Source organism: Paenibacillus sp. PvR133, assembly GCF_017833155.1.
Classification (GTDB): domain Bacteria; phylum Bacillota; class Bacilli; order Paenibacillales; family Paenibacillaceae; genus Paenibacillus; species Paenibacillus polymyxa_B.
This window is the reverse complement of sequence record NZ_JAFIBS010000001.1, coordinates 982,456-1,006,825: the sequence shown is the minus strand read 5'-3', so window position 1 is coordinate 1,006,825 and position 24,370 is coordinate 982,456. Positions and strand designations below refer to the sequence as shown.

The window sequence follows — 24,370 nt, the reverse complement described above, 5'->3', positions numbered from 1 at the left end:
ATTAAAATTTGTTATACCTGAGTGTTCATAATGGCTCAATAGCTAGAAAAGGGAACGTGAAAACGGTAAAATGAATCTAACTTAACAATAGTTCGGGTTTTGGGCAAACCGTGGAGCGCGAGCAACAGAGGAAAGGAGGAGTGGACGTGACAGAACCGCAGCAGAACAAGGGTGAAGCGAGCAAACCGCTGATTAAAAAATGTACGTATTGTCAGGAAATGAAACCTTTAACGGACTTTCAGCGCAGAACGGGTCGCCGGGCTGGTCCTTATTCACGGCGTGGTCCTTGCCGTTCCTGCCGGGGGTTGGCCCCGCAAGAACGTGCGGCTACGTCCGCTCCTTCCGGCGAGGAAGCGAACCTCTCGGCTGCTCCCGTGACGCAGCATAGCCTTGAAGCAAATACGGCTGCGCACAGCCTGGAGGCGCCACTACCTATGGAGGCACAACGCCCCCGCAGGAAGCTGGTCACGGATAAAGCGCGTGAGCGCCACCGGCAACGGGTTCGGCATCTGCTTAGCAGGCTGAAGCCTGCGGATACCCGGGCATTGCGGCTCAATCGCAATGGCATGATTCGGCTAAGAGGCAAAACCGACCAGGGGAGACGCTGGCATCAAGAGATTGAGCTTGATCTGGCCATGACCCTGGTCAGAGAGCGTATGGCGGTGATTGTTAATCCATACACCGTGCGCAGACTGTATAGCAACAAGGAATTTCGTCAATATGTGCTTAAGCGTGACCGCTATACTTGCTTTTTTTGCGGAGACTACGGTGACACGATTGATCATTTACTGCCTCGGGCAAAAGGGGGGCACACGACGCCGGTCAATTGTGTATGTGCTTGCAATGAATGCAATCAAGTTAAGGCTGCCCGCGATGTAGATGAGTTCATTGAATCTGGTGTGCTGCAGCCGTCTCCTGATGATTTCGAAGCACCTGATAATCCTGATACTTCTGAAGACACCCTACATACGTAGGGCGATTCTTGGAGCGTAGGTCCCTTAGTACAGTTCTACTTCAAAGCCGGATTCCTTCCAGGCTGTTGTTCCGCCTTCGATAAAAGCTACATTGGTAAAGCCCATCTGCTGGAGTGTATAAGCTGCCAATGCAGCTTGTCCGCCTGCCCCACAAGTGGTGATAATCGGTCGGTTGCGGTCACGTAGACGTTCGTCACGCAAATCCTGTGGAACCTCCAAGTCAGCGCGGATGGGCAGCATGCCCAATGAAATATTGGCGCTTCCGCGAATCAGACCGCAAGCGCCTGCATCATGGGAGTCCTGTACATCGATAACGAATGTATCAGGATTTGCCTCCATTCGCTGACGTGCCTCCTGTGAATCAATGCCTTGAACGTGCTGTCTCGCCTCTTGAACCATATCTCCAAATGTTTTAGCCATCGTTTTAAACCTCCGTATGAATATATTTTGTGTTATTTTCATATTATCGAACTGAAACGTACGCTCTCTATTACCCTCCTCTAGCATAAAATGACCCTTTTTTTAAGGGAAACTTGGACAAAAATCGAGCTTATTCTAATTTTTATCTAAAATAACAATAAAAATTTTGCAGAAATTTGTGCAAATTTAAAATTTCTTCGACGATTGTGTTGTGAAAGGTGTAATATAGAGGTATAGGGTTCCGTTTCGGCCTGTTGTAGTCACGAAGGAGCGCTTCGTGGGATATTCCGCAGCAGTAACAACAGAATACCGTCTGAGCAATATACAATTGGCATCTGCGATAAATCAGTCTTGCCCTTTAGGGTATAGGCCGGTTTTAGCTGTGCTTCTTGCATGTTTAAGGGCGTGAATTCAATGCACGTTTTATTGCTAGAGTTTATGGATACAGGTTACGAGAAAGGAATGGACTTCTATTTTCACAGTAAAGGAGGACGTTCACGCATGTCTGAAAACCAACAAGAGGTGGCAGTAACACAAGAAGCTACCAAAGAGTCTCGGGATGTATTGGACCAATTGATGAAACCGGAGGTTCAGCAATCGCTGACCGTGCTGGTAGAAAATCTGCCCAAGTTGACTGAGATGGTTACTTTGATGACCGATGCTTATGATGTAGCTCGCAGTCTGGCGACTGACCCTGTCTTTATCGGAGATATGAAAAGCTCCATGGGAGAGTTTGTGAAGCCTGTTACAGATTCGGCTAAAGGATTGGCTTCTGCTGCAATTGAAGCAAATGACCGTGTACAAACTACGGACGGCAGTGTAGGTCTGTTTGGCCTGCTCAAAATGCTTAAAGATCCGAATGTACAAAAAACGCTGCGTTTCAGCCAGGCTTTCCTGGATATTCTGAATGAGCGCCAACGCGAAAGCAAATAATTACCTGATCAAGAACGGAGGATGGACATGTCGAAGCAAATTTTGATCTTGGGCGGCGGATACGGCGGATTGCTGGCCGCTCTTACAGCACGCCAGCATATGGACGCTAGCCAAGCAACCATTACAGTGGTTAACCGCTTTGCGTCGCACCAAATTATTACGGAACTGCACCGTTTGGCGGCAGGTACAATTGCTGAAAAAGCTGTTGCGCTTCCTTTGGAAAAACTGCTGCGTAACAAGGAAATTATCCTGAAAGTGGATACTGTTTCCGAAATCAAGCCTGACGATAAAAAAGTAACCTTGGCCAGTGGCGCTACGTTGAGCTATGACGCTCTCGTTATTTCCCTGGGCAGTGAAACGGCTTACTTCGGTATTCCAGGACTGCAAGAGCATAGCTTCACGCTGAAATCAGTGGCAGAAGCCAATCGTATTCGCGCACATGTGGAAGCTCGTCTGGATGCTTACAAGCAATCCGGTAACCAAGCGGACGCTACAATCGTTATCGGTGGTGGCGGTCTGACTGGCGTTGAGCTGGTGGGCGAATATGCTGACAAATTGCCTGCAATTTGTCGCGAAAAAGGTATTAACTACGAAGATATCAACTTGTATTGCGTAGAAGCTGGACCATCTATTTTGGCAGGCTTCCCTCAACCACTGGTTGATCGTGCAGTAACAAGCCTTGAAAAACGTGGCGTTCAAATCGTAGCGGGTGTTCCGATTACAGAAATGAAAGCTGACGAAGTTCTCTTGAAAGACGGACGTTCGATCAAAACGAACACACTGATCTGGACAGGCGGCGTACAAGGTAATGCACTGGTTGGCGCATCTGGTATCGAAGTAAACCGTGGTCGCGCAACTGTGAATGGTGCGCTGCAATCGACTTCTCACGAAGACATCTTCCTCGCTGGCGACAGTGCAGTGGTGTTCCCGAGTGAAGGCGAGCGTCCATACCCACCAACTGCACAGTTGGCTTGGCAAATGGGCGAATTAGTTGGTTACAACATCTTCGCTTATTTCAACGGAGCGAAAATGGAACGCTTTACACCAGTATTCTCCGGTACACTGGGCAGCTTGGGCAGAACAGACGCGATTGGTACTGTAGGCGCGAATGGCACCCAACTGAAAGGCGCTGTAGCCACTTTGATGAAGGAAGGCAGTAACATCCGTTACTTGTCCCACATCAAAGGACTTTTTGCATTGGCCTATTAATATTTCTTACATTTTATATGGTTCATTGGAAGAGAGCGCTATTCAGCGCTCTCTTTTTTGTAGCTTTTCTAGCGATACTCACGATTCATTAGTCTTAATTCACTTTCATCTTCGCTAACTCTGCCACCTGTGCAGGAGGGAGCTCACCTTCAAATATATTCAGCTCATCAATAGATCCTTTGAACGCAGGGTCCCACCAGTTGACACCTAAGCTGAATGTTCCAGATTTAGAGGTAAAGACATCTGGAAATCCTGAGCCGGTAAATTGAATCTTTCCATTCACATACAAGGCTAACATCCCACGATCTACAGTGAAGGCGAGATGTGTCCATTCATTTGTTTTGATCTTTAGGCCGGTACTGCCAGTATACCAAGATGAGCTGCCGGACCAGACCATTGTGTTATCCTTCTCAGGTCCTCTGGGCAAAAGGCTAATCCAGTGATTACTATCCATAGCTCCAAAAAAAGTTGGTGTATGCAGAGTCAATTCGCTTGGTTTTACCCATAGTGACACGGAATATGCTGAGCTGGATATGAGTCCTTCAGGCAGAGCAATGCCTGACTTTCCGTCAAGGACTACAGCTTGGCCTCTTACGCCTTCAGCGTAGGACACACTTCCTCCCTGGCGATCGATTCGGTCACCGATAACTTCGCCATTAGCAAAAGCATCTTGCTGATCCTCCAGATTATTTTCAAACGTGTATGACGCAGTCAATGTTGCCTTCTCATAAGGGGATACCGTGATGTTAAAAATTTTGTCCCGACTACGTTCTCCCTTGGTAATGGTAGCTGTCAAAGTGGCAGATGCAGCCTTTTCTCCGATTCCTGGACGCTTGATTTCACCTGTATCCGTAATGACGCTTTGGTCTGAAGTTTTCCAGGTAATCCGGGATTGCCGACTGCCTTCCTTCGGAAGATTCAGGCTAGCCGTCACCCGACTTGTATCGCCAAGATCTAATTCACGATACACACTGTCCACTACTGTCGTATCGGTCATATCAGGGAGCTTACTGCCCCAAGCCATCTCACCTTTATTCGATAAAACTGTAAACGCCAGGATGTATTGATTCGTAACCTGATCCCATTGTCTTAAGAACACCCCATCCAATACAGCACCATCCAGTGTTAATTGGATATTCGAATCCCCCGACTTGCGCCATGTTCCTTGCACATCGCCTTCAATGGTATGATCTGCTTTAAGCTGAATGAATTGCGTATTCTTGATCGTAGCCGAAGAATCACTGCCATGATTAATATATTGATAATCGCCAATGAATTGTTTCTCATCTAGCTTTGTAAGCGTCTCGCCACCGTAACGATAAGGAGCTACGACGGGCCAGTCCTCCTGATTCATGAACATTTGGTGTACACGCAGCTCATGTGTCTCCCCCTGATGAGGGAATCGGGTATGAAAGACGACAAACATTTGTCCAGTAGCAGGATCGGTGTATACAGAATTGTGTCCAGGGGAAACATAGCCGTAGCCAGTGCCTGTACCGGGGTCACCTATTTTACTATCGAACAAGAAATTACCTATTAACTTGTTGCCATAAGTTATATTTTTGGTGTTTGCCGGCAGAACAGCATTCTGCCCTTTGGCATCTTTATAAGGTCCTGTCGGACTCTTGGAACGGAATAACCTCATGTTATACCCTCCGTCCGCTGCAAGGCCACCGTAGGTTACATACAAATAGTAATAACCCGTCTCCTGGTTGTATTCAATATACGGACCTTCCCCTGACTCACCGTATCCACCTGCGATCTTGGTGCCAAAATAACGATCAATGAGCCGACCGTCTTCTGTAGTTCCATCTTTACCTGGGTACATGGGTTTGCCAGTTGCTTTATCCAGCTCCAGTAAAAATATTCCCCCGGACCATGATCCATACGTCATCCACAAGCGACCGTTTGCATCGTAAAAAACGCTTGCATCGATTGCATTTGGGAACATCCGATTCGCATAAGAACCATCGGTATTAAACCATCCCGGTCTGGGCCCCTCAAGCTTGCCTTCCTTAATGAGTTGTTGAATCGGCGTATTTGTCCATTTTTTATCTACCTTGCTATCTTTATCGAAAGCAGTCTCCTTCGTAAAACCAGTGTGTATAATGGTATCCACATATTGATATGGACCCTCGATTTTGGGTGCAACTGCAATGCCGATCGCGGAACGAATGTAGGTGGAAGATGCACTATAATAAATCATATATGCCCCTTTTGTCCCATCCTCATTGACATAATGCTCATTCCAAAATACATCGGGCGCCCATACCGAGAATCCTCCCTTACTATCCGCATCATTCTCACCCGCCCAAGCGAAAGATCCGGCCAGATTCTTCGATAAATCCCCGTAAAGTGTGTTCCCAGGCGTGGTGTAACCGTTTGCAAAAGAAGTCCAGTTTGTAAGATCTTTTGACTTCGCCGCAGAGATATGTGACCCAAATACATAATAAGTGTCACCGTCTTTGACAATGGAAGGGTCATGAACCGATACATTAGAGAAGGTTGGCGCATCCTGCTTTTTGTTTTGGTCTGGCACCGTTGCCGCCGCGTCTATTGCACCTAATGGTGCGCTTGCGATTGCTAATAATAATGTTAGTGTTATTGCAATACTTTTCCTGACTTTACGTTTAACAAAACTTCTCATCATACACATTTGCCCCTTTCTAAATTGGAATACAGTGATATATTCTGCTTTCATTGCTAAATACCTTTCTATTTATAAATATTATTAATGTATTTATGAATTATATGGCTATAAGGAAGGCCTTGGCATCTAAGCGACTTTGACGCCACTGCTCCACACTTTCTTTTTTGATACGTAGTTGATCTTTCTATACACTATGATATGTAAAATACTATGCTCTCTTTTTAGGTAAAATTTATAAATTATGGTTGACGTTATATATTTGTGGAGGTATGCTAGTTTCGAAAAATAACTAGGAGGTTTGTGTATGTTTAGGAAAAATAAGTTTATTGGCATGGGATTAGCAACTATCCTCATGTGTTCTGCATTCTCGGGAAGCTTCGCTTATGCGGAAGCTAAGTCCACTACGTACGATGCTGCATTTTTTCAAAATCTCAAACAGCGGGCCATTGTCCATGAACTTCAAGAACACCAGATTGCCGTTAATCCGAAAGCATCTATTACTGAACTACTGAATACAGCCGGTAGTACATCACTAAAAAGTAAAAATAATAGTGATCTAAAACAAAATCTGGAGAAGCTCAATAAATCGGAATACATATATCTTACGCTCGATGGAGAAGTATACAGCTCAGAAAAAGGTTATGTAGGCATGGCAGATAAAGTTGAATCAAAAGAGGATAATGTAACGGATGCTACTTATTCAGAGACAACCTCTTTGAGTGAATCAGGCAATAAACATGATTTTTCCATATCAAGTAAAAATAATCCCACTCCATGGCAAGTGAGCGGAGGGACGACTGGGGCCTTTTCAAGAGTTCAATTGGATTATGATGGCTTTGATGGGGTCAATGCACGTGTGATTTTGCCAACCGTTAGGGATCTAGGAGCAAACGAACAGCCATGGGTGTATTACGGTTTTGATGCGAAGAATGGGAAGAAAGTTGAGGGGGGATTTTCTTTCCAAACGGGCCAAAAAAGATACTTGGGATACATTAAAAATGGAGTTTATAAATATTCTACAGATTCGTGGGTAAATGGGGAGGGATATAATTCAGTTAAATTTTATATTGATAATAGTACCTATAACGCTTATTTGTTAGCCTACTACAATCAAATCGTCGTTATGCAAACCTCTTTTAATTCCTCGGACCTATCGTCTATGTCTGTTAAGAGAGTGACGGCAATAGCGAAAGAAAACTTTGATGGCAGTAATATTTATGGAAATGCTATCGGTGGAGACTTTTCAGATTTGGTAGTCTCAAAGTTCAATTCGGATTATTATTATCCATGGGATAACTATCGGGATTACTCTTTTTGGGATGGAAGTCAGTGGTTCGGTACGATTGATTGGCCCACCGATTATATTACTCATTTTGACACAAGTGTGTGGATCAGAAATCCAAACCGATAAGAACAATTAGTTAAACAATGGCTCAAGCTAAAATATACTGAATAGCATCTGTCATTTCCTTTGTTGTTGGGTGGGACTTACAACAATGTGGCTTGGCAGATGTTTTTCCATGTTAAGCTTACTCAACTGGACTCCTCCACCATAATTTTGGTTTTGAGCCTAAACAAAATGATTAGGAGGGCATTATGAAAATCAGGTTATTAATCGGTATTATGATTGTACTGAGTTTTGCTACTACAAACTCGAATTTGGCATCGGCTCAAGATCATACCCCCATACACTTGAAGGTCAATGATCATTACGTTTTATACACCTTCCCTGCATCCCCCTTTGTGGATAAGAAGGGAAGACTGCTTATACCGCTCCAAGTGGCTGAGGATATACTGGGCGGTAAAGTAACTTATAATGCAGCGAACAAAACCGCTTCTGTTGATCTGTTAGACCGTAATGTAACGGCAACGATTGGATCACCCGATATATCGGTTAACGGCGAACCCATGACAATGGACACAGTCCCTATCATGCTAAGTAATGCAATGTTTTTACCGGTATCCATTTTGTTGAAAGATACAGATGCGAAGATGGAGTGGGATTCCAAGCGTGGCTTATTGAAGCTAAGGCATGATAGCTTTACGGAAAGTCCAGTTCTTATGAGGTTTAAGGGACAAGACTTGGCCCAAGTCATTGATGCGAATGCATTTGATCTTATTTCCTTTGACTGGGATCAAAGGCAAGGTGTATTGAATATTCATGCTACGTATAAGAGTGACTTATCGCCCGCCTTCAAGCAAATTGACTTTAATCCTATGATTGTATATAGCAAAGGGACCTATACTGTAGATCCTTATTCTAAACCCGGTTCATTTCACAAAGTGAAAATAACCAGCCACGGTCATTTGGTTTATACAATGAATATCGATACAATTGACGCTGATAATGATTATATAAAATATATTACTTCCGTAGGCAGGCTGATTCAATAATTGAATGCAGGTTGCTTGTACATCAAAAAAAAGCGACAAAGGCTTTGTAGCCTTTGTCGCTTTTTTTGAAAAAAGTGCGATTTAGAACGAAGTTATCGTGTTGCTGTTTTCGCTAGACTTAATTTTACCCACTACTCGAGATACCGAGTTTCTGTTTTTAAGCTCATAAAGAACATTCTCTATAAGAGAGTTTCTTTGCGCATTAGTAAGTGTATTGTTCCAAGCGTCAGTCTTTACATATACATCCACGCTAGCTTCACTGCTGTCGCCTCTTACTGTGAAATCAAAGCCAACGCCAGCGTAATTGCCATATCTATTAACCAAATCGCGTTGAATCGTACTTGCATCCAAGGAAGAAGCTACATCCTTCAAAGTAACATCGCCTCTGCTGTTGGTTGTGAAGGTTGCCATTTTATCTCTATTACTGGAGTTTTTAACTGTACCCTCTACATCGGCATCTTTATACTCTTTCAAAATATCTTCCACGATGTCCTCCAGGAAGCTTTCCTTTCTGCTGTCAGATAGCTCAGTCCATCTGGATTTTGTCATTTCGATGGTCACCGTAATATCGTTTTTGTTACCATCCAGCGTAATATCCGAGTTGGTATTGTAGTCATCCCTGTGATCATCGTTCAGCTTCTTTTGAAGATCCTTCAAGGAGCTAGAGCTATTTTTGCTTGCTTCATCTTTTAGCGTCTGGTTGTCTTTTTGCAATTGAGCAATGGTAGCGTCCTTCGTCGTGTTCGCTGCTTTCGCTGTGTTGAGCTCTTGAGTCAGCGTCGTAATCTGGTTGTTCAACGCCGTCACTGTAGATTGATCAATCGGAACGCCGTTGTCGGCAATGACTACGCGTTTGTTTGTACCATCCCATGTTACCTTTTTATCCAAAGCTGTACCTGCCAGCTTCAGTGGGATATACGTTACGCCATCCAGCAGGAACGGTTCTGTTTTGGCATCATAAGGAACCTCGGTTCCGTTGTAGATGATTTTGATATTGTTATATACTGCTTGGATCGGCTTAGTCACTTGTGCGGCATATGTGGATTGGCTGAAAAGAGCCCCGGATATGGCCAAGGCGGATACGGCAGTGATGATGACAGGTTTTTTGATAGATTTCAGTGATTTCATTCGTTGGTCTACCCCTTTATTTAAGAATTATAGCCTGGTTCATAGACTAGAGTAACATTAATGCCTACAAAATCCAACAGCTTGGAGAGTCATTATGGGTTGTGCTTATATTGGTTAGACGCAACAGCAACCGTAAAAGTTGCCCTGTTTGCGCAAAAGTTTTTCCAAAAGTATCCGAACAACACAAAACAAGCCCGCTGCACAAGACAGCGTGACTTGTTGGTAAAATAGTGCGTCGAGGTTATCCATTCAGGATTATTTGCCGTCCTTCAGTTTGCCTGCTGTTTCCTGAAGATGGCCTTTGGCCTTATCCAGTTTACCTTCGGCTTGAAGGGACTTATTATCGGTAGCGTTCCCGATTTGGTCCTTGATTTCACCTTTGGCTTTGTTCACATTACCTTTGATTTTATCGCTAATTCCGTTATCCTTCATGTTGTAGCCCTCCTTATGTGATCGAACTTTCATTCAGCATGCTGTAGTTAGTCATTACCCGAGTGAGGGTAATATGAAACCAGAGGCTGTATATCACAGACGGGGGTATAATGTTGGATACGGGTTAAATCAGAACGTGAAGTGGGGAGTGAGCGCATGCTCAAAATTTTATTGTTTATTCTCGTTATTCAAATTATTTACGTATCGGCGTATACACTACGCATGATTCTGACGTTGAAAGGACAGAAGTACATTGCTGCGCTCATTAGCACCGTGGAAGTTACGGTCTATGTGTTGGGCTTGAATGTTGTGCTTAAGTACCTGGATCAAGTGGCAAGTCTTGCAGTATACGCCATTGGCTATGCATTGGGCATTCTTATTGGAGCATGGATTGAGGAAAAAATAGCGCTTGGTTATGTCACCGTTAAGGTGATCAGCAATGAGATCAATGGAGGAATTGCCAATGCGCTACGGGACAAAGGATACGGTGTTACAGCCTGGCTGGGCAGTGGACGTGATGGAGAGCGCCTGGTGATGGAAATTTTGGCTAAACGGAAAAACCAGAATAAGTTGTATCAGTCCATTCTGGAGCTGGACCCTAAGGCTTTTGTCATTACGGTAGAGCCGAAGCAATTTCATGGCGGCTTCTGGACCAAGGCTATCCGTAAATAAACATTTTGGTAAATTGCGCATATTTTTTGGACGTTAGAGCATATTAATACCCGGACAGGTGGAAATTAACAGTAAGCCGACAGGGGATATTACCCTATAAAAACCGAGGGGGAATATAGATGTACAGACGCCAGGCCCCGGAAATCATTCCAGAGGAAAATACGGCTATTTGGTCGTGTACAAACGAGGGTTGCAACGGTTGGATGCGAACGGATTTCACCTTTTTGAACGAGCCAGCTTGTCCACTTTGTCAAGCCTCGATGGGGCAAGAAATGCGGATGCTGCCGATTCTCAATCGGGCGGGCAATTCCTTTGTCGCCCAGCGCTCCTAATCCAGGATTTTGCAAAATCTACAATTGAATGTGAGTACGATGATCACACTGCAGAATTTATGAACGTCAAAAGCCGCTCCAGCGACATGCTGAGCGGCTTTTGGTTGTGGAAATTAGAGTAGGGGTGACCTGTCCCCAAGTAAGGTATGCATTGATCATGGTCTCTGGATGGGCTGCACGGAATCACGATATACAATATGTCCCTGCACCAGGACTCGACCAAAGCGGCTACCGGGATGGCTTATTTTTTTCATCATCGAATCAATCGCGGTACGTGCCATCTGCTCGATGTCTACTCCGACCGTGGTCAGTTGCGGAACAATAAGAGTGGCGTATACATCGTTGTCAAAGCCGACCACAGAGCAGTCTTCAGGTACGCGGTATCCCAGACCAATGAGCTTATGCACCAGATTGTGAGCGACCTGATCGCAGTTACATACAAAGGCAGTTGGTAGCGGCTGAGGAAGCTCCATTTCAACATAAGTACCTTCGTCGTCTCGGTCACTGAGCACCCACTCGTTACGGAGGGGCAACCTGTGCTCCAGCAAGGATTTATAGTAGCCGAGGAAACGATCCTGAATACTACTGGTGGAATAGATATTACCCACATATGCAATATCCCGGTGTCCCTGGGCGATCAAATAGTTGGTCAGCTCGTAGGCTCCGTAAAAATTATCCGTCACCACGGAGTCGATATCGGCATGCTCATCATAAAAATCGAGAAACATTTTGGGTAGGTCCATGGTTTGTACAAGCTCAATATATGGCTTGCTCACTTGGCCCAGGAGAATGAAGCCGTCCACCTTGCGGTCGTAATAGATACGTGGCAGATTAAGCTGTTCTTCGTCTTCGCGATGGAGGATGTGAAGGATACCGTAGTAGCCGTATGGCTCCAGTGCCCGTGAAATTTGCTGGTAGATGTGCAGATAAAACGATTGGCCAGGGCCGGTAAAACGTTCAGGGATGACAACACCAATGTTATAGGTGAGGCCCTCCTTCATGGACTTGGCAACGGTATTGAAACGATAACCCATTTCTCCTGCGAGCGTCTTAATACGCTCTTTTAGCTCCTCGCTAACCCCATCCTTGTCATTGAGCGCCTTCGACACGGTCACGCTGCTTACTCCCAGCTTATCTGCAATATCCCGCATCGTTACGTTGCTCTTCATTCCTGTTCCGCCTTCCAATTTTAAAAAGATAAGCATTTTGCCTAATCCAGAGAATGGATGCAAAATGCTGGGGAATATATCAGTAGCTTAGCCGCCTGTAAAAATCCAAAAGACTTAGCAGGGTTGCTGTCCTGTAAAGATACAAAGACTGGCAGCATGGCTGCCCATAGAACAACTATTAGCCTGCGGGTAACAGTTGTTCTATGGATAGTATACATGGTTCCGCAAGCAGGATAAAGCCTGCGGCTTATGTCCGCTGGGAAGGACGGGAGTGTGCTTGCAATAGCGCTTCATTGTGATGAATTAGCTCACGACGAACAGCGGCGCTGCTGAGAGAGCGCAACGGGTCGGATGGTGTATTGAAGGTGTAGTCCTCCAGTCGAGCGATGGTGGTCGTCGCTACGTGGATACGGGTATCACTGGATGCGTAGTAAATAAAGACTTCATCTTGTTCGTTAACGACTGCCCCATTGCAAAAAATAACATTCGAAACGTCGCCCACGCGTTCCTCATCATAAGGAGCCAGAAAGTGCCCGCCGGGCTTAGCGATGACGCGCGTAGGGTCTTCCAGACTGGTGGCAAAGGTATACAGCACATACCGCAGCCCGGCGGCCGTATTGCGTACCCCATGAGCGATATGAATCCAGCCGCGACTGGTTTTGATCGGGGCAGGGCCCTGACCATTCTTGGCTTCGTACACCGTATGATAACAACGCTCATCAATGACGGTTTCGTGTTCAATCACGGGTTGTGTAATATCTTTGCACAGGCCGAAGGCGATGCCACCGCCCGAGCCGGTGGAAATAAATCCGTCCTGGGGACGAGTATAGAAGGCGTATTGACCGTCCACAAATTCAGGGTGCAGGACAACGTTGCGCTGCTGTGGGGATTGGGTAGTGATGTTGGGAAGCCGGGTCCATGTACGAAGATCACGAGTACGGACCAGTCCGGCCTGAGCGACAGCACTGGAGGTATCGTGAGGTGGTGCGTCAGGGTCTTTTTTCTCTGAGCAATAAATACCGTAAATCCAGCCGTCCTCATGCTTCACCAGCCGCATATCGTACATATTTGTTTCTTCTGGGTCGATATCCTCCCATACTAGGGGGGCGTCAATGAATCGAAATTGATCAATGCCGTTATCGCTCTCTGCTAAAGCGAAAAATGATTTTCGATCCAGTCCCTCGGTACGCGAAACAAGAATGTATTTTCCTTCATGATAGATTGCCCCTGGATTCAATGCCGCATTTACCCCCAGCCGCTCCATGAAAAAGGGATTAGTTTGCGCATCCAGATCAAACCGCCAGTGAAGTGGAACATGATGGCGTGTGAGCACTGGATAGAGGTAGCGTTCGTAGATACCATTATAAAAGGTAGTTTTAACCTCATTGGGGCGTGTAATCAGTTCCTCTTGCTGCAACCGCAGCTCATTGTATTTGCTATGGATCATTGGTTTTCCATCCTTTCTAGCATTTCTATGCAAAATCGGCTGTTGTGATAAGGGCACTTCCAAGGGCCTGCAATCTCTCTCGCATCAGGCTTACCATCCGCTTGAACTGACCAGAACCATTCGCCTCCGGGGCGCGGATCGATGATATATTGCCGAGTATAGGCCCACAGATTACGCACAATTTGCAAAAATCGTTCGTCTTTTGTACGTTGAAATGCATTGTAAAAACCAACCATCCCCTCGGCCTGTACCCACCAGATACGTGAGGTGTCTACCCGCTCTCCTTCCCGCTCGTTGATGAGCGATCCGTCTGGCTGAACAGCGCGCTCAGCTACCGCATTGGCAATATCCATCACCATATCCACGTATTCTGACGGGTAATAACCCAACACACTCATAGCGTCCTCAATCAACCAGCTGGCTTCGATGTCGTGACCATATGAGGTCAGGTCAAGCAGAGAGCGCCATTCACGGTCGAAAAATACCCCCAGTCGTCGGGCAGAAGCATCGTAAACACGATGATATAAAATATCCAGTACGTTCGTCAGTGCATCTCGAACCTCTTCATTTGGCCAGACGTGCAGCAATTGGGTGTACGCCTCCAAAACATGAATATGCGTATTCATGGTGATATGCGCGGTAACCCCATTTTCGCTGAGTAGCTCATTAGGCTGCGTGTTCCACGATCGGTCATATTGTTCGCCGTATGCCTGCCGGGTGCGATCATATCCTTTTTGCTCCAGCAGGTGGAACAGCTCCATAGCTAGTGGTAATGCATTCGGGTCGTCTGTGGCACGTGCATACTCTGCTATCGCATAGATCGCGAATGCCTGCGCGTATACATGCTTGCACGTGTCCACGGGTTGCCCGGTGTAGTCCACCATCCAGTACATTCCTCCATGTAATGGATCAAGCAGGTGATCTCGCAGGAATGTGAATGCATGTCGTGCGGCTTCTGCATAGGTATCTTCCCCTGTTACACGGGCAGCCGCCGAGAATGACCAGAGTAGCCGTGCAGTGGCAATCCCGCCTTTGTCGGCTTGGTTATGAATGTGCAGATCCACGTCCACCTCGCCGTAAAACCCACCGTGTGTCTCATCCTTCAGTCCAAGCCAGAATGGGAGTATGTGCTCCTTCCATTCCTGTCTAATTTCGTCCAGTAATGTTTCCAAGAGACAAAGCCTCCTTCGGAAAATGAATTATTAGGTTATCGTTAACTTTATAGGATTATCATATCTAGCTGTTTGTAAACTGTCAACCATGCTAAATTGGTGTTTTTTTATAAGATGTGACCCATTTCACTTTACAAAAAGAATATTGCAATTGACATAGTAAGCGCTAACATAATAAAATGATTTTGTTACTTTAACGATAACCTTATTCTAAAACAACAGGAGGAGTCGTCTCATGAAGTTGTCCAAGGTTTTGATGTCATTACTATCCGTGGTTTTGTTAGCGGGGCTGTTTACTGGCTGTACCTCAAAGAAGGATGAGCCAGCTGCCAGCTCTGATCCGAAGGGTGTGGAAGGTGAAATTACGGTTATCACACAGCGGACTGATATTGTGGATACCGTATTTCAGGATTACGCCAAGGAATTTAACAAACTTTATCCGAACGTGAAGGTCAATTTTCAGGCATTGGCCGATTATGAGGGTCAAATTAAAATCCGTATGGGGACCAGGGATTATGGAGATGTTTTGCTGATTCCTGGCAGTATTCCAGTTGAAGAGCTGCCCAATTTTTTCGAGCCACTGGGTACTTATGAGGAGATGAAAAACAAGTATACCGGCCTTGAAGAACGTACGGTGGATCATAACAGTTACGGTATTCCGATTGCGATGGTTTACTCTGGTGTGATTTATAACAAAAAGGTGTTCAAGGACGCAGGAATCACGCAGCTTCCCAAAACACCGGACCAATTCCTAACAGCGTTACAGCAGATTAAGGACAAAACCAAGGCAGTGCCGCTGTTTACGAACTATGCCTCTGGTTGGGCACTGACCCAGTGGGAGTCTAGTCTGGCAACATTGGCGGGTACGAAGGAATACGTGAATATCACACAGCCAAATACAGATGACAATTTCACGAAAGGACAGCCCCACTATGAACTGTATAAGGTCCTGTACGATGCAGCTAAAAAAGGCCTGATTGAAAAAGATCCAACGACTACGGATTGGGAGACCTCCAAGGCGGATCTCGCTCAAGGCAAAATCGGTGCGATGGTACTTGGCTCTTGGGCGATTGACCAGATCAAAAGCACAGCTCCTAACAAGGAAGATATCGGTTTTATGCCTTTCCCGACGAATGCCTCGAAGGTACTTGTACCGCTAGCGGGTGATTTTAATCTCGGTATTAACGTAAACAGTGAAAATAAAGCGGCGGCCCGTGCTTGGGTGGACTGGTTTACCGAAAAGTCCAACTATGCTGTAGAGCAGGCAGGCAGTATTAGTCCGCTGAAGGGTGCCCCAATGCCTAGCATTTTGAAGCAATACGAAGATCAGGGAGTCGTTTTTGAAACGCTTACTCCGTCTCAAAAAGGACAGGAAGGAATTGTTGATAAAATAGACAAAATGGGCGAAATTGGTTTGTGGCAGCCCGATTTCAAGAAACGCATTATTGAGGCAGCGGTTGGTAACCGCCCGGAATCGTATGACGCTATTATGAAAGACCTGAACGATGCATGGGTGAAGGCGCGTGCTGAAGTGGCTGCAAAGGAAGCAAAATAGCCATCTGAACTGACGAAAAAAAGGATCGACGTAGCAGTCGATGGACGGATAGCCAGGAGGTGCAGCATGTTAAAATTTTCGAATCTCAGCTACTCCAAACAAAGATTGGCGATTATTGTTGCCTTTTCATTTATTCCGCTAGCGCTGCTGATCACTTTTGCGTACTTGCCGGTGATCAATATGTTTAAATACAGCTTTTCGGACTGGAACGGCTATAGTAAGCGTCTGGAATATGTGGGTTTTGAAAACTATATCAAAATCTTTACCGACCCCGAGTATTTCTCGGTGTTTAAGGTCAGTCTGTATTACTTTGTAGCCACGTTTGTACAGATGGGTCTGGCCCTTTATTTTGCAACCATTCTCAGCTTTCAGACCTGGTTTAAAAATTTCTTTAAAGGCGTTTTATTTTTTCCTTCCCTAATGAACGGGGTGGCCATTGGTTTTATTTTTCTATTCTTTTTTAAGCCAGACGGCACGCTCGATACCCTGCTTCAGGCAGTGGGGCTGGGTTCGTATGTCAAGCTGTGGCTGGGCAACCCGGAGATTATCAATATTTCGCTGGCTGGCACGTCGATCTGGAGATACATGGGCTTTAACTTTATTGTGTTTCTGGGTGCGATTTCTTCCATATCCAGTGATTTGTATGAAGCAGCCGATATCGATGGAGCCAACCGCTGGCATCAGTTCCGCTCAATTATTTTGCCGAGCATCAAGCGGATTTTGCAGTTGAATCTCATCTTGGCAATTAGCGGTGCGGTCAGTGCATTCGATATTCCGTATATTATGACCGGTGGCTCCAACGGTAGCGAAACATTCGTCATTCAAACGCTTGATGTGGCATTCAAATACAGCAAGGTCGGTTTGGCCTCGGCGATGGCGGTTGTTCTGCTGCTGATCGTAATCGCTGTTACGCTGCTTCAACGGTTGCTAATTCGGGGAGAGGAGGACTAATCATGTATAAGCTGAAAATAATACTGGCTAGCAGCATCAAGTATGCGGCGCTACTACTAGGTGCGTTCATTGCACTGCTGCCGATTGTCGTCATTTTGTTTGCATCTTTGAAGACGAAGACTGAATATGCGGCAACCAGTCCTCTGACTCCCCCCGTGAACTGGCTGAATTGGGCTAACTATACCAAAGCCTTTATTAACGGAAATATGCTGACCGGATTTGTGAACACAGCTTTTATCCTGTTGATTTCGATCATCGGAGCCACGTTAACGGGTTCCATGATCGCGTATATTTTGAACCGTTTTAAATTTAAGGGCAAAAGTCTTATGCTCGGAGCGTTCCTGCTCGCGACCCTCATTCCGGGGGTAACGACACAGGTGTCGACATTTCAAATTATCAACAAGCTGGAGCTGTTTAACACGCCTTGGGCGGCAATCTTGCTGTATTTGGGAACGGATATTATTGCGGTGTATATTTTTCTGCAATTTCTGGATTCCATTGCGGTGGCGCTGGATGAATCGGCCATGTTGGATGGGGCCTCCTATCTGACGATCTACTGGCGCATTATCTTGCCCCTGCTGAAGCCTGCCATTGTGACGGTGATCATTATCAAGGGCGTTAATATTTACAACGACTTTTACACCCCGTTCCTGTATATGCCCAAAACAAGCCTTCAGGTTATATCGACGGCGCTGTTCAAGTTTAAAGGGCCATATGGCTCGCAATGGGAAGTTATTAGCGCGGGCATTATCATTGCCATTATTCCGACGCTGATTGCGTTTTTATCATTACAAAAATATATCTATAACGGATTCGCGCAGGGTTCAGTGAAATAGAATAACGGCGAAATAGAAAAATGATGAGATCAAGTATCTCGGTGAGAGGAGAATATACGTATGAGTAAATTGAATGTGGATTTGGATGTAGGTAACGTACGAATTGTGGGAGAAAGTTTGTCGAAAATGCCGTGGCAGGATAAGCCGGAAGGTAGCGAGGCTCCGGTGTGGAGGCATACTGAAAACCCAGTCATTGGACGCAATCCGGTGCCGGGTATTGCCCGTATTTTCAACAGTGCAGTAGCCCCGTATGAGGGACGGTTTGTAGGGGTATTCCGGGCTGAAACGATTAATGGACGTCCGCATTTGCATCTAGGCTGGAGTGACGACGGGTTGGCTTGGGACATTGAGACAGAACGTCTGCATTTGGTCGATGAGGAAGGAAGCGATTACCAGCCTAATTATGCCTACGATCCGCGTCTGGTCCGCGTGGAGGATACGTATTATATCATCTGGTGTACAGATTTTTACGGTGCAGCGTTGGGAATAGCACAAACAAAGGATTTTAAAAGCTTTGTACGATTGGAAAATCCGTTCCTGCCGTTTAATCGCAATGGTGTGCTGTTGCCCCGCAAGCTAAACGGAAACTTTATGTTGCTATCCCGTCCGAGCGACAGCGGACATACACCGTTTGGCGACATTTTTCTAAGTGAAAGTCCTGACTTGGTCTATTGGGGCAAGCACCGTCATGTCATGAGCAAGGGCGGACAGGGCTGGTGGCAATCGGTAAAGATTGGCGGCGGACCGGCCCCGATTGAGACGACAGAGGGCTGGCTGATGTTCTACCACGGGGTGACGGGCACGTGCAATGGGCTGGTATACAGTATGGGCGTAGCCGTTCTTGACCTGGATGATCCGTCTAAAGTTAAATATCGTTCCTCCAATTTCGTGCTGACCCCAGAGGAATGGTACGAAGAACGGGGCTTTGTGCCGAATGTGGTTTTCCCGTGTGCTACGCTGCATGATGCGGACACTGGGCGGATTGCGATTTATTATGGAGCCGCTGACACGTATGTAGGTATCGCATACACGACAGTAACTGACATTATGAAGTATGTTATCGCAACGGATGAAGTGGTCGCAGACGACCGCGAGTCGGGCCGGATGTAGGAGGAACTTGAATGCCAGAGGATATGTCTTTACAGCAATTGCAGTCATATATAGGGAGTAACCCGAAGCCGCCGGACTTTGACGCATACTGGGAACGGGCATTACAGGAGCTGGAGCGGCAGCCGCTTGATTATACACTGGAGCCTGCTGATTTTGTCTCTCCGATGGTGGAGTGTTACCATCTATATTTTACTGGAGTGGGCGGAGCGAAGGTTCATGGGAAGCTGGCTCGTCCTAAGCACCTTACGGAACAAGGTCCAGCGTTGGCCATGTTTCATGGATATTCCTGCGACAGTGGTGACTGGTTCGACAAGGTAAGCTATGCGGCACACGGATTCACCGTGCTGGCTATGGATTGCCGGGGGCAAGGAGGGCTATCAGAGGACAATTTGCAGGTTCAAGGAACGACGGTTCGCGGCCATATTATCCGCGGGATTGACGACCCGGACCCGGATCGGATGTATTACCGCAATGTATTTTTGGATACCGTGCAGACGGTACGCATTCTGATGTCTATGGAGCAGGTCGACCCTGAACGGATCGGCGCATTTGGCTGCTCCCAGGGAGGGGCCTTAACGGTTGCCTGCGCTGCATTGGAGCCACGTGTCCGTATGGCAGTTCCGGTATATCCATTTCTGTCGGACTATAAAAGATCTTGGGCGCTGGATGCCACTACATCTGCATATGAAGAACTGGTTTATTATTTTCGTTGGTTTGATCCGAATCATATGCGCGAGGAGGAGCTCTTTCACCGACTAGGCTACATCGATATTCAACATTTGGCAGATCGTATTCGTGGTCGTGTGTTGTTTGTGACAGGGCTGTCGGACACCATCTGTCCACCCTCCACGCAGTTTGCGGTGTACAATAAAATCGTATCAGACAAGGAAATACTCCTGTATCACGAATACGGTCATGAGTATCTACCCTATCTGTCGGATCGTGCCATGAGCGAATTTTTGCGGCTGTAGGGGGTTGAACTTAGCCACAGGCTCCTTTATAGTAATAGCTATAACCTTCGTGAATGCGTAATAAATGAATGCCCCATTTGTATAACCTCAATAATATGGTTTGAGGGTCTCTACCAGGAACCGATAAATCCTGATTACAAAAAGTGTACGTCTTGTACATTTCTTGTGGTCAGGATTTTTTTGCGTAATACGAGGGAATTTACATGACAGCAAAGGAGTTAATGTAATGAACTTCAAAGTAGTTATTTTAACGATTGCGACCTTTACGGTGGGTTTGGTGGAGCTGATTATCGGTGGTGTGCTACCCCAAATTGCACAGGATTTGAATGTCTCCGTAAGCACGGCAGGACAGCTTATCATGATCTATGCGCTCGTGTATGCTATTGCTGGGCCAACTTTGTTGGCGTTGACCGCCAAAATTGAACGAAAACGACTGTACCTGTGGTCGATGTTTATCTTTATTCTGGGAAGTCTGCTGGCCTTCTGGAGTCCGAATTATGCTGTCTTGTTTGTATCCCGTATCGTTACCGCTGCAAGCGGGTCGCTGATCGTGACATTGTCACTGACCATTGCAGTCAAAGTGGTGTCCAAGGCTTATCAGGCCCGTGTCCTTGGTGTCATCTCCATGGGGGTTAGCTCCTCCATCGTTCTAGGTATTCCAGCCGGGGTGCTGATTGGAAATGCGTTTGGCTGGCGGGTGCTTTTCCTGATCATTGCCTTGTTGACGGTCGTTGCTATGATCGTTATCAACTTGTTTATGGAGCGGATTCCGACGGAACATGTTGTACCTATGCGCGATCAATTGAAATCCTTGAAAAATGTTAAAGTCATCAGTGCTCATCTGGTGACCACGCTGACACTGGCGGGTCATTACACGTTATATGCGTATTTCACTCCGTTTTTAGAAAATATGATGGGCTTAAACGCTTCGTGGGTTAGTGTGGCCTATTTTGTCTTTGGGCTGGCGGCAGTGAGCGGCGGTTTTATTGGCGGCTCTTTGGCAGATCGGTTCGGCACAGCGAAAAGTATTTTAGTCGTCGTAGGCGTGTTTATCGCCGTGATGTTCCTGCTGCCATTCTCAATCCACTCGATTTATGTATTTGCGCCATTATTGATCATCTGGGGCATACTGAGTTGGGCCTTGTCGCCCCCGATGCAAAGTTATCTTATTGAAAATGCACCCGAATCGGGTAGTATTCAGCAAAGCTTTAATTTCTCCGCACTTCAGGTCGGGATCGCTCTCGGTTCTGCCTTGGGAGGAGTAGTGATTGAGAATAGTGAATCTGTTGCCACGAACGCTTGGGTGGGTGGGGCATTTGTGATTGTTGCTTTTGTCTGCGGCGTATTTTCGATTACCAGAGCCGGGACATCCCAGGCTGTCGGAGGGCACCATTCTGTTTCATAGTTTGCTGGACCATCACCCTCTTTTATAATACGAGCAAACATGTTATACTACACACAATTATGAAGAAGGAGGTGAGGTAGGTGAATCACGAGATGCTGAACAACCGTATTAGCCAGCTGCCGATTGCTATGGCTGGCATTGTTCATGCTTTTCCATACAACGGGAGAAGTCTGTCCAATTTTAATCATACGGTTGTAAACATCGCGAGAAGACGCCTACCTTAACTCGAACGGATTGCTGTATCTTCCGAAGAGTCGCGGGGTTGCTCCTGCGGCTCTTTTTGTGTTACCCGGGTAAGGGTCTTCCTAAAAAAAGGAGAGCCTGAACATGTATATAGTAAACGGCCAACAATTGAAAAAATACCACGCTGCCAATCTGATTTTGGATGGTGCATCGTTTGATATCCATACAGGAGAAAAGGTGGGACTCATCGGCCGCAACGGAAGCGGTAAAACCACCCTATTACGCCTAATCGCACGTTTGTCCCGCCCGGATGAAGGGCAGCTCGTCATCGCCAAGGATACGAAAATCGGCTATTTACCGCAAATTCCGGCGGAGTTTGAGAGTTTTACTGTGTACGAAACGCTGGCTTACGCCTATCGTGAGCTGAAGGATTGCCGCAATCAGATGAGCACACTGGAACGGGAAATGTCAGATCCGGTTGTGGCAGCAGACGTGGGCCTTCTGGAGAAGCTGCTGCAATCGTATGCTGCCTTGCAGGAACGGTTTGAGTGCAACGGCGGCTACGAAATGGATGCAAACATTGACCAGGTAGCGGATGGTCTGCGTATTCCCAAAGGAATGTATACGCGCAGCTTCGGGTCGCTGTCGGGTGGAGAGAAAACAAAAATAGCGCTGGCATCACAGCTCATCGGGCGGCCGGATTTGTTGCTGCTGGATGAGCCGACCAACCATCTGGATTTGAAGGGGCTGGAATGGCTGGAGCAATTTTTGCAGGGCTACACAGGTGCGTGTGTGGTTGTATCTCATGATCGTTATTTTCTGGATCGGGTCGCCGTTAAAATGATTGAGCTTGAGGATGGCGAGGCGTTTACGTATTATACGAACTACAGCGGCTATGTTAAGGAAAAGGAAGAACGATTGCTACTGCAATTTGAAGATTATAAGGAACAGCAAAAGCGGATCAAAAAGATGAAAGAGGCCATTCGGCGTTTTGAAGAGTGGGGGCGCAATGGCGACAACGAAAAGTTTTTCAAAAAAGCAGCCTCCATTCGTAAGGCGTTGGAGCGTATGGAGCTGGTGAAGCGGCCTGTATTGGACCCGCAGGGGGCGGAATTTCACTTAAAGCTGGAGGATCGTTCCGGTCGCCGGGTGCTGCAGTTTGAAGAAATCGTTAAAGCCTATGGAGAGCGTCAGATATTAAACGGGGCAACGGGCAGCCTGGAATTCGGTGAAAAGGTGGCCTTGCTGGGCGATAACGGTTCAGGCAAAACGACGCTGCTCAAGCTGTTGCTTGGTCAGGAAAGCGCGGATGCAGGCACAGTCCAGTGGGGTGCGCGCGTGGAGTATGGATATTTGGCGCAGCAAGAGAGAGAACGGAATAGCCGGGCGACTGTGCTTGCTTACTTCAAGGAGGAAGCAGGGGTGGAAGAAGGTGAGGCACGCGGGTTACTAGCGAAGTATTTGTTTTACGGTGCTGATGTGTTTAAGCCCGTGAGCATGCTGTCCGGTGGCGAATGGTCCCGCTTGCGGCTGGCGTTGCTGGTCATGAAAAAGCCAAATTTGTTGGTGCTGGATGAGCCGACGAACCATCTGGACATTGACTCACGCGAGGCGCTGGAGGAAGCGTTAGACACCTACACGGGAACGGTACTGGCGATTTCACATGACCGCTATTTTGTGAATAAGCTGGCAGGACGCGTGTGGGAGCTGGAGGCTGGAAAGCTGACCTTTTATCTGGGCAGCTTTGATGAGTACCGAGCGAAGAAGCGGGAGCTGGAAAACGCTCATCTACAGAGCGAGGGGGGGTACCGGGACGCGCCCGACATCTGCAAGCAGAGCCGCATCCGGTGGCGGCTCAGGCTCGGGCACAGCTGCACATTCCAGTGCAGCGAGCAATGGCACGGGGCCGGCTGCGCATACGGGAGCGACTGCGGGAGCCGATGCGAGCCGTGCACGCTCAAATCGCTTGGGCTCGCCCGCTGCCGGGTCTGGGGCCCGCGAAGCGAAGGCCGCGAAGCCATCACGCACGCCCGCTGCATCCAGCGAGCGGTTGGAGCGGGCCATCGCCGCCAAAGAAGCAGAATTGGCGGCGGCGGATGCCGAGCTGGAGCTGCTCGGCACAAGCGGCGACACAATCCACATGGCGGAGCTGTGGGATGCGCGTGAGCGGTTGCAAGCCGAGCTGGACACGTTGCTCGGCGAGTGGGTTGAGTTGGAGTAGGTGACAGGCTAGTAGTTACTGGCTAGAAAACAGTTTATTTTATATAGAGGGTAGCCCTGAGGTAGAACGTTTACTGAAGGGCTACCTTTTTTGCAGTGAAAAGACAAAGATATCATCACAAAAATTAATGACCATTAATTAAGATAAATGGTATTGATATATTATTGTTATTATATTTTACATATAAAGAAAGTTGTTTGCATTTC

At 46.9% G+C, this 24,370-nt stretch carries 21 protein-coding genes, 1 pseudogene and 1 riboswitch; of the genes and pseudogenes, 15 read left to right on the top strand and 7 right to left on the bottom strand.

Features of this window, described 5'->3' with window-relative positions; translation table 11 throughout:
• Positions 1–146 precede the first annotated feature (146 nt).
• Positions 147–974 (top strand): HNH endonuclease, encoded by an 828-nt coding sequence (locus JOE49_RS04465; protein ID WP_209940631.1) that lies wholly within the window; start codon positions 147–149, stop codon positions 972–974.
• A gap of 24 nt (positions 975–998) precedes the next feature.
• Here the strand turns inward: JOE49_RS04465 and JOE49_RS04460 are convergent, their stop codons facing one another.
• Positions 999–1,394 carry a rhodanese-like domain-containing protein gene (locus JOE49_RS04460; RefSeq protein WP_023990896.1) on the bottom strand — a complete coding sequence of 132 codons (396 nt, stop codon included), beginning with the start codon at positions 1,392–1,394 and terminating at the stop codon, positions 999–1,001.
• Positions 1,395–1,895: 501 nt separating this feature from the next.
• Between JOE49_RS04460 and JOE49_RS04455 the strand changes: the two genes are divergently transcribed.
• Complete coding sequence (locus JOE49_RS04455; protein WP_013312528.1) at positions 1,896–2,327, top strand: DUF1641 domain-containing protein; 432 nt, start codon at positions 1,896–1,898, stop codon at positions 2,325–2,327.
• Positions 2,328–2,354: 27 nt separating this feature from the next.
• On the top strand, positions 2,355–3,536 hold the full coding sequence (locus tag JOE49_RS04450) for an NAD(P)/FAD-dependent oxidoreductase (RefSeq protein WP_023990895.1): 1,182 nt from the start codon (positions 2,355–2,357) through the stop codon (positions 3,534–3,536).
• Positions 3,537–3,630: 94 nt separating this feature from the next.
• Here JOE49_RS04450 and JOE49_RS04445 read toward each other — a convergent pair whose 3' ends face one another.
• On the bottom strand, positions 3,631–6,186 hold the full coding sequence (locus tag JOE49_RS04445; RefSeq protein ID WP_209940630.1) for a LamG-like jellyroll fold domain-containing protein: 2,556 nt from the start codon (positions 6,184–6,186) through the stop codon (positions 3,631–3,633).
• A gap of 304 nt (positions 6,187–6,490) precedes the next feature.
• Between JOE49_RS04445 and JOE49_RS04440 the strand changes: the two genes are divergently transcribed.
• On the top strand, positions 6,491–7,597 hold the full coding sequence (locus JOE49_RS04440) for a hypothetical protein (protein WP_209940629.1): 1,107 nt from the start codon (positions 6,491–6,493) through the stop codon (positions 7,595–7,597).
• A gap of 185 nt (positions 7,598–7,782) precedes the next feature.
• The gene (locus tag JOE49_RS04435) at positions 7,783–8,580 is read left to right on the top strand and encodes a copper amine oxidase N-terminal domain-containing protein (protein ID WP_209940628.1); all 798 of its coding nucleotides are present in this window, start codon (positions 7,783–7,785) and stop codon (positions 8,578–8,580) included.
• A gap of 81 nt (positions 8,581–8,661) precedes the next feature.
• Here JOE49_RS04435 and JOE49_RS04430 read toward each other — a convergent pair whose 3' ends face one another.
• Both JOE49_RS04430 and JOE49_RS04425 read right to left on the bottom strand, forming a co-directional pair.
• Positions 8,662–9,708: a stalk domain-containing protein gene (locus JOE49_RS04430; protein WP_069290637.1), complete on the bottom strand. Its 1,047-nt coding sequence runs from the start codon at positions 9,706–9,708 to the stop codon at positions 8,662–8,664.
• Between the two features lie 255 nt (positions 9,709–9,963).
• Complete coding sequence (locus tag JOE49_RS04425; protein ID WP_068939077.1) at positions 9,964–10,140, bottom strand: CsbD family protein; 177 nt, start codon at positions 10,138–10,140, stop codon at positions 9,964–9,966.
• Positions 10,141–10,296: 156 nt separating this feature from the next.
• Between JOE49_RS04425 and JOE49_RS04420 the strand changes: the two genes are divergently transcribed.
• Both JOE49_RS04420 and JOE49_RS04415 read left to right on the top strand, forming a co-directional pair.
• The gene (locus tag JOE49_RS04420; RefSeq protein ID WP_023990890.1) at positions 10,297–10,812 is read left to right on the top strand and encodes a DUF2179 domain-containing protein; all 516 of its coding nucleotides are present in this window, start codon (positions 10,297–10,299) and stop codon (positions 10,810–10,812) included.
• Positions 10,813–10,931: 119 nt separating this feature from the next.
• Positions 10,932–11,144: a cold-shock protein gene (locus tag JOE49_RS04415; protein ID WP_023990889.1), complete on the top strand. Its 213-nt coding sequence runs from the start codon at positions 10,932–10,934 to the stop codon at positions 11,142–11,144.
• 155 nt (positions 11,145–11,299) lie between these two features.
• Here the strand turns inward: JOE49_RS04415 and JOE49_RS04410 are convergent, their stop codons facing one another.
• The 3 genes from JOE49_RS04410 to JOE49_RS04400 all read right to left on the bottom strand — a co-directional run bounded on the left by JOE49_RS04410 (position 11,300) and on the right by JOE49_RS04400 (position 14,932).
• Positions 11,300–12,313, bottom strand: coding sequence for a substrate-binding domain-containing protein (locus JOE49_RS04410; protein WP_023990888.1), 1,014 nt, complete (start codon positions 12,311–12,313; stop codon positions 11,300–11,302).
• Positions 12,314–12,560: 247 nt separating this feature from the next.
• Entirely contained in the window at positions 12,561–13,760 is a 1,200-nt protein-coding gene (locus tag JOE49_RS04405) for a glycoside hydrolase family 130 protein (RefSeq protein ID WP_028540814.1), read from the bottom strand.
• Complete coding sequence (locus tag JOE49_RS04400; RefSeq protein ID WP_209940627.1) at positions 13,757–14,932, bottom strand: AGE family epimerase/isomerase; 1,176 nt, start codon at positions 14,930–14,932, stop codon at positions 13,757–13,759. Before JOE49_RS04400 ends, JOE49_RS04405 begins: the two co-directional genes overlap by 4 nt.
• 235 nt (positions 14,933–15,167) lie before the next feature.
• Here JOE49_RS04400 and JOE49_RS04395 point away from each other — a divergent pair, with 235 nt between their 5' ends.
• The 8 genes and pseudogenes from JOE49_RS04395 (at position 15,168) to abc-f (ending at position 24,164) form a co-directional block, all read left to right on the top strand.
• Positions 15,168–16,487, top strand: coding sequence for an ABC transporter substrate-binding protein (locus tag JOE49_RS04395; protein ID WP_053326361.1), 1,320 nt, complete (start codon positions 15,168–15,170; stop codon positions 16,485–16,487).
• Between the two features lie 66 nt (positions 16,488–16,553).
• A complete protein-coding gene (locus JOE49_RS04390) occupies positions 16,554–17,438 on the top strand; it encodes a carbohydrate ABC transporter permease (RefSeq protein WP_053326360.1) in 885 nt (294 codons plus the stop codon).
• 2 nt (positions 17,439–17,440) lie between these two features.
• Positions 17,441–18,274, top strand: a complete 834-nt coding sequence (locus JOE49_RS04385; RefSeq protein WP_028540810.1) for a carbohydrate ABC transporter permease — start codon at positions 17,441–17,443, stop codon at positions 18,272–18,274.
• A 60-nt stretch (positions 18,275–18,334) separates the two neighbouring features.
• Positions 18,335–19,384 (top strand): glycoside hydrolase family 130 protein, encoded by a 1,050-nt coding sequence (locus JOE49_RS04380; RefSeq protein WP_209940626.1) that lies wholly within the window; start codon positions 18,335–18,337, stop codon positions 19,382–19,384.
• 11 nt (positions 19,385–19,395) lie between these two features.
• Positions 19,396–20,355: an acetylxylan esterase gene (locus tag JOE49_RS04375; protein WP_209940625.1), complete on the top strand. Its 960-nt coding sequence runs from the start codon at positions 19,396–19,398 to the stop codon at positions 20,353–20,355.
• A gap of 57 nt (positions 20,356–20,412) precedes the next feature.
• A riboswitch (purine riboswitch) is annotated at positions 20,413–20,512 on the top strand.
• A gap of 69 nt (positions 20,513–20,581) precedes the next feature.
• On the top strand, positions 20,582–21,760 hold the full coding sequence (locus JOE49_RS04370; protein WP_160788426.1) for an MFS transporter: 1,179 nt from the start codon (positions 20,582–20,584) through the stop codon (positions 21,758–21,760).
• Between the two features lie 80 nt (positions 21,761–21,840).
• Positions 21,841–21,984, top strand: a complete 144-nt coding sequence (locus tag JOE49_RS04365) for an RAxF-45 family protein (RefSeq protein WP_016822706.1) — start codon at positions 21,841–21,843, stop codon at positions 21,982–21,984.
• A gap of 103 nt (positions 21,985–22,087) precedes the next feature.
• A pseudogene (abc-f, locus tag JOE49_RS04360) lies at positions 22,088–24,164 on the top strand (ribosomal protection-like ABC-F family protein).
• The last annotated feature ends 206 nt before the right edge of the window (positions 24,165–24,370 follow it).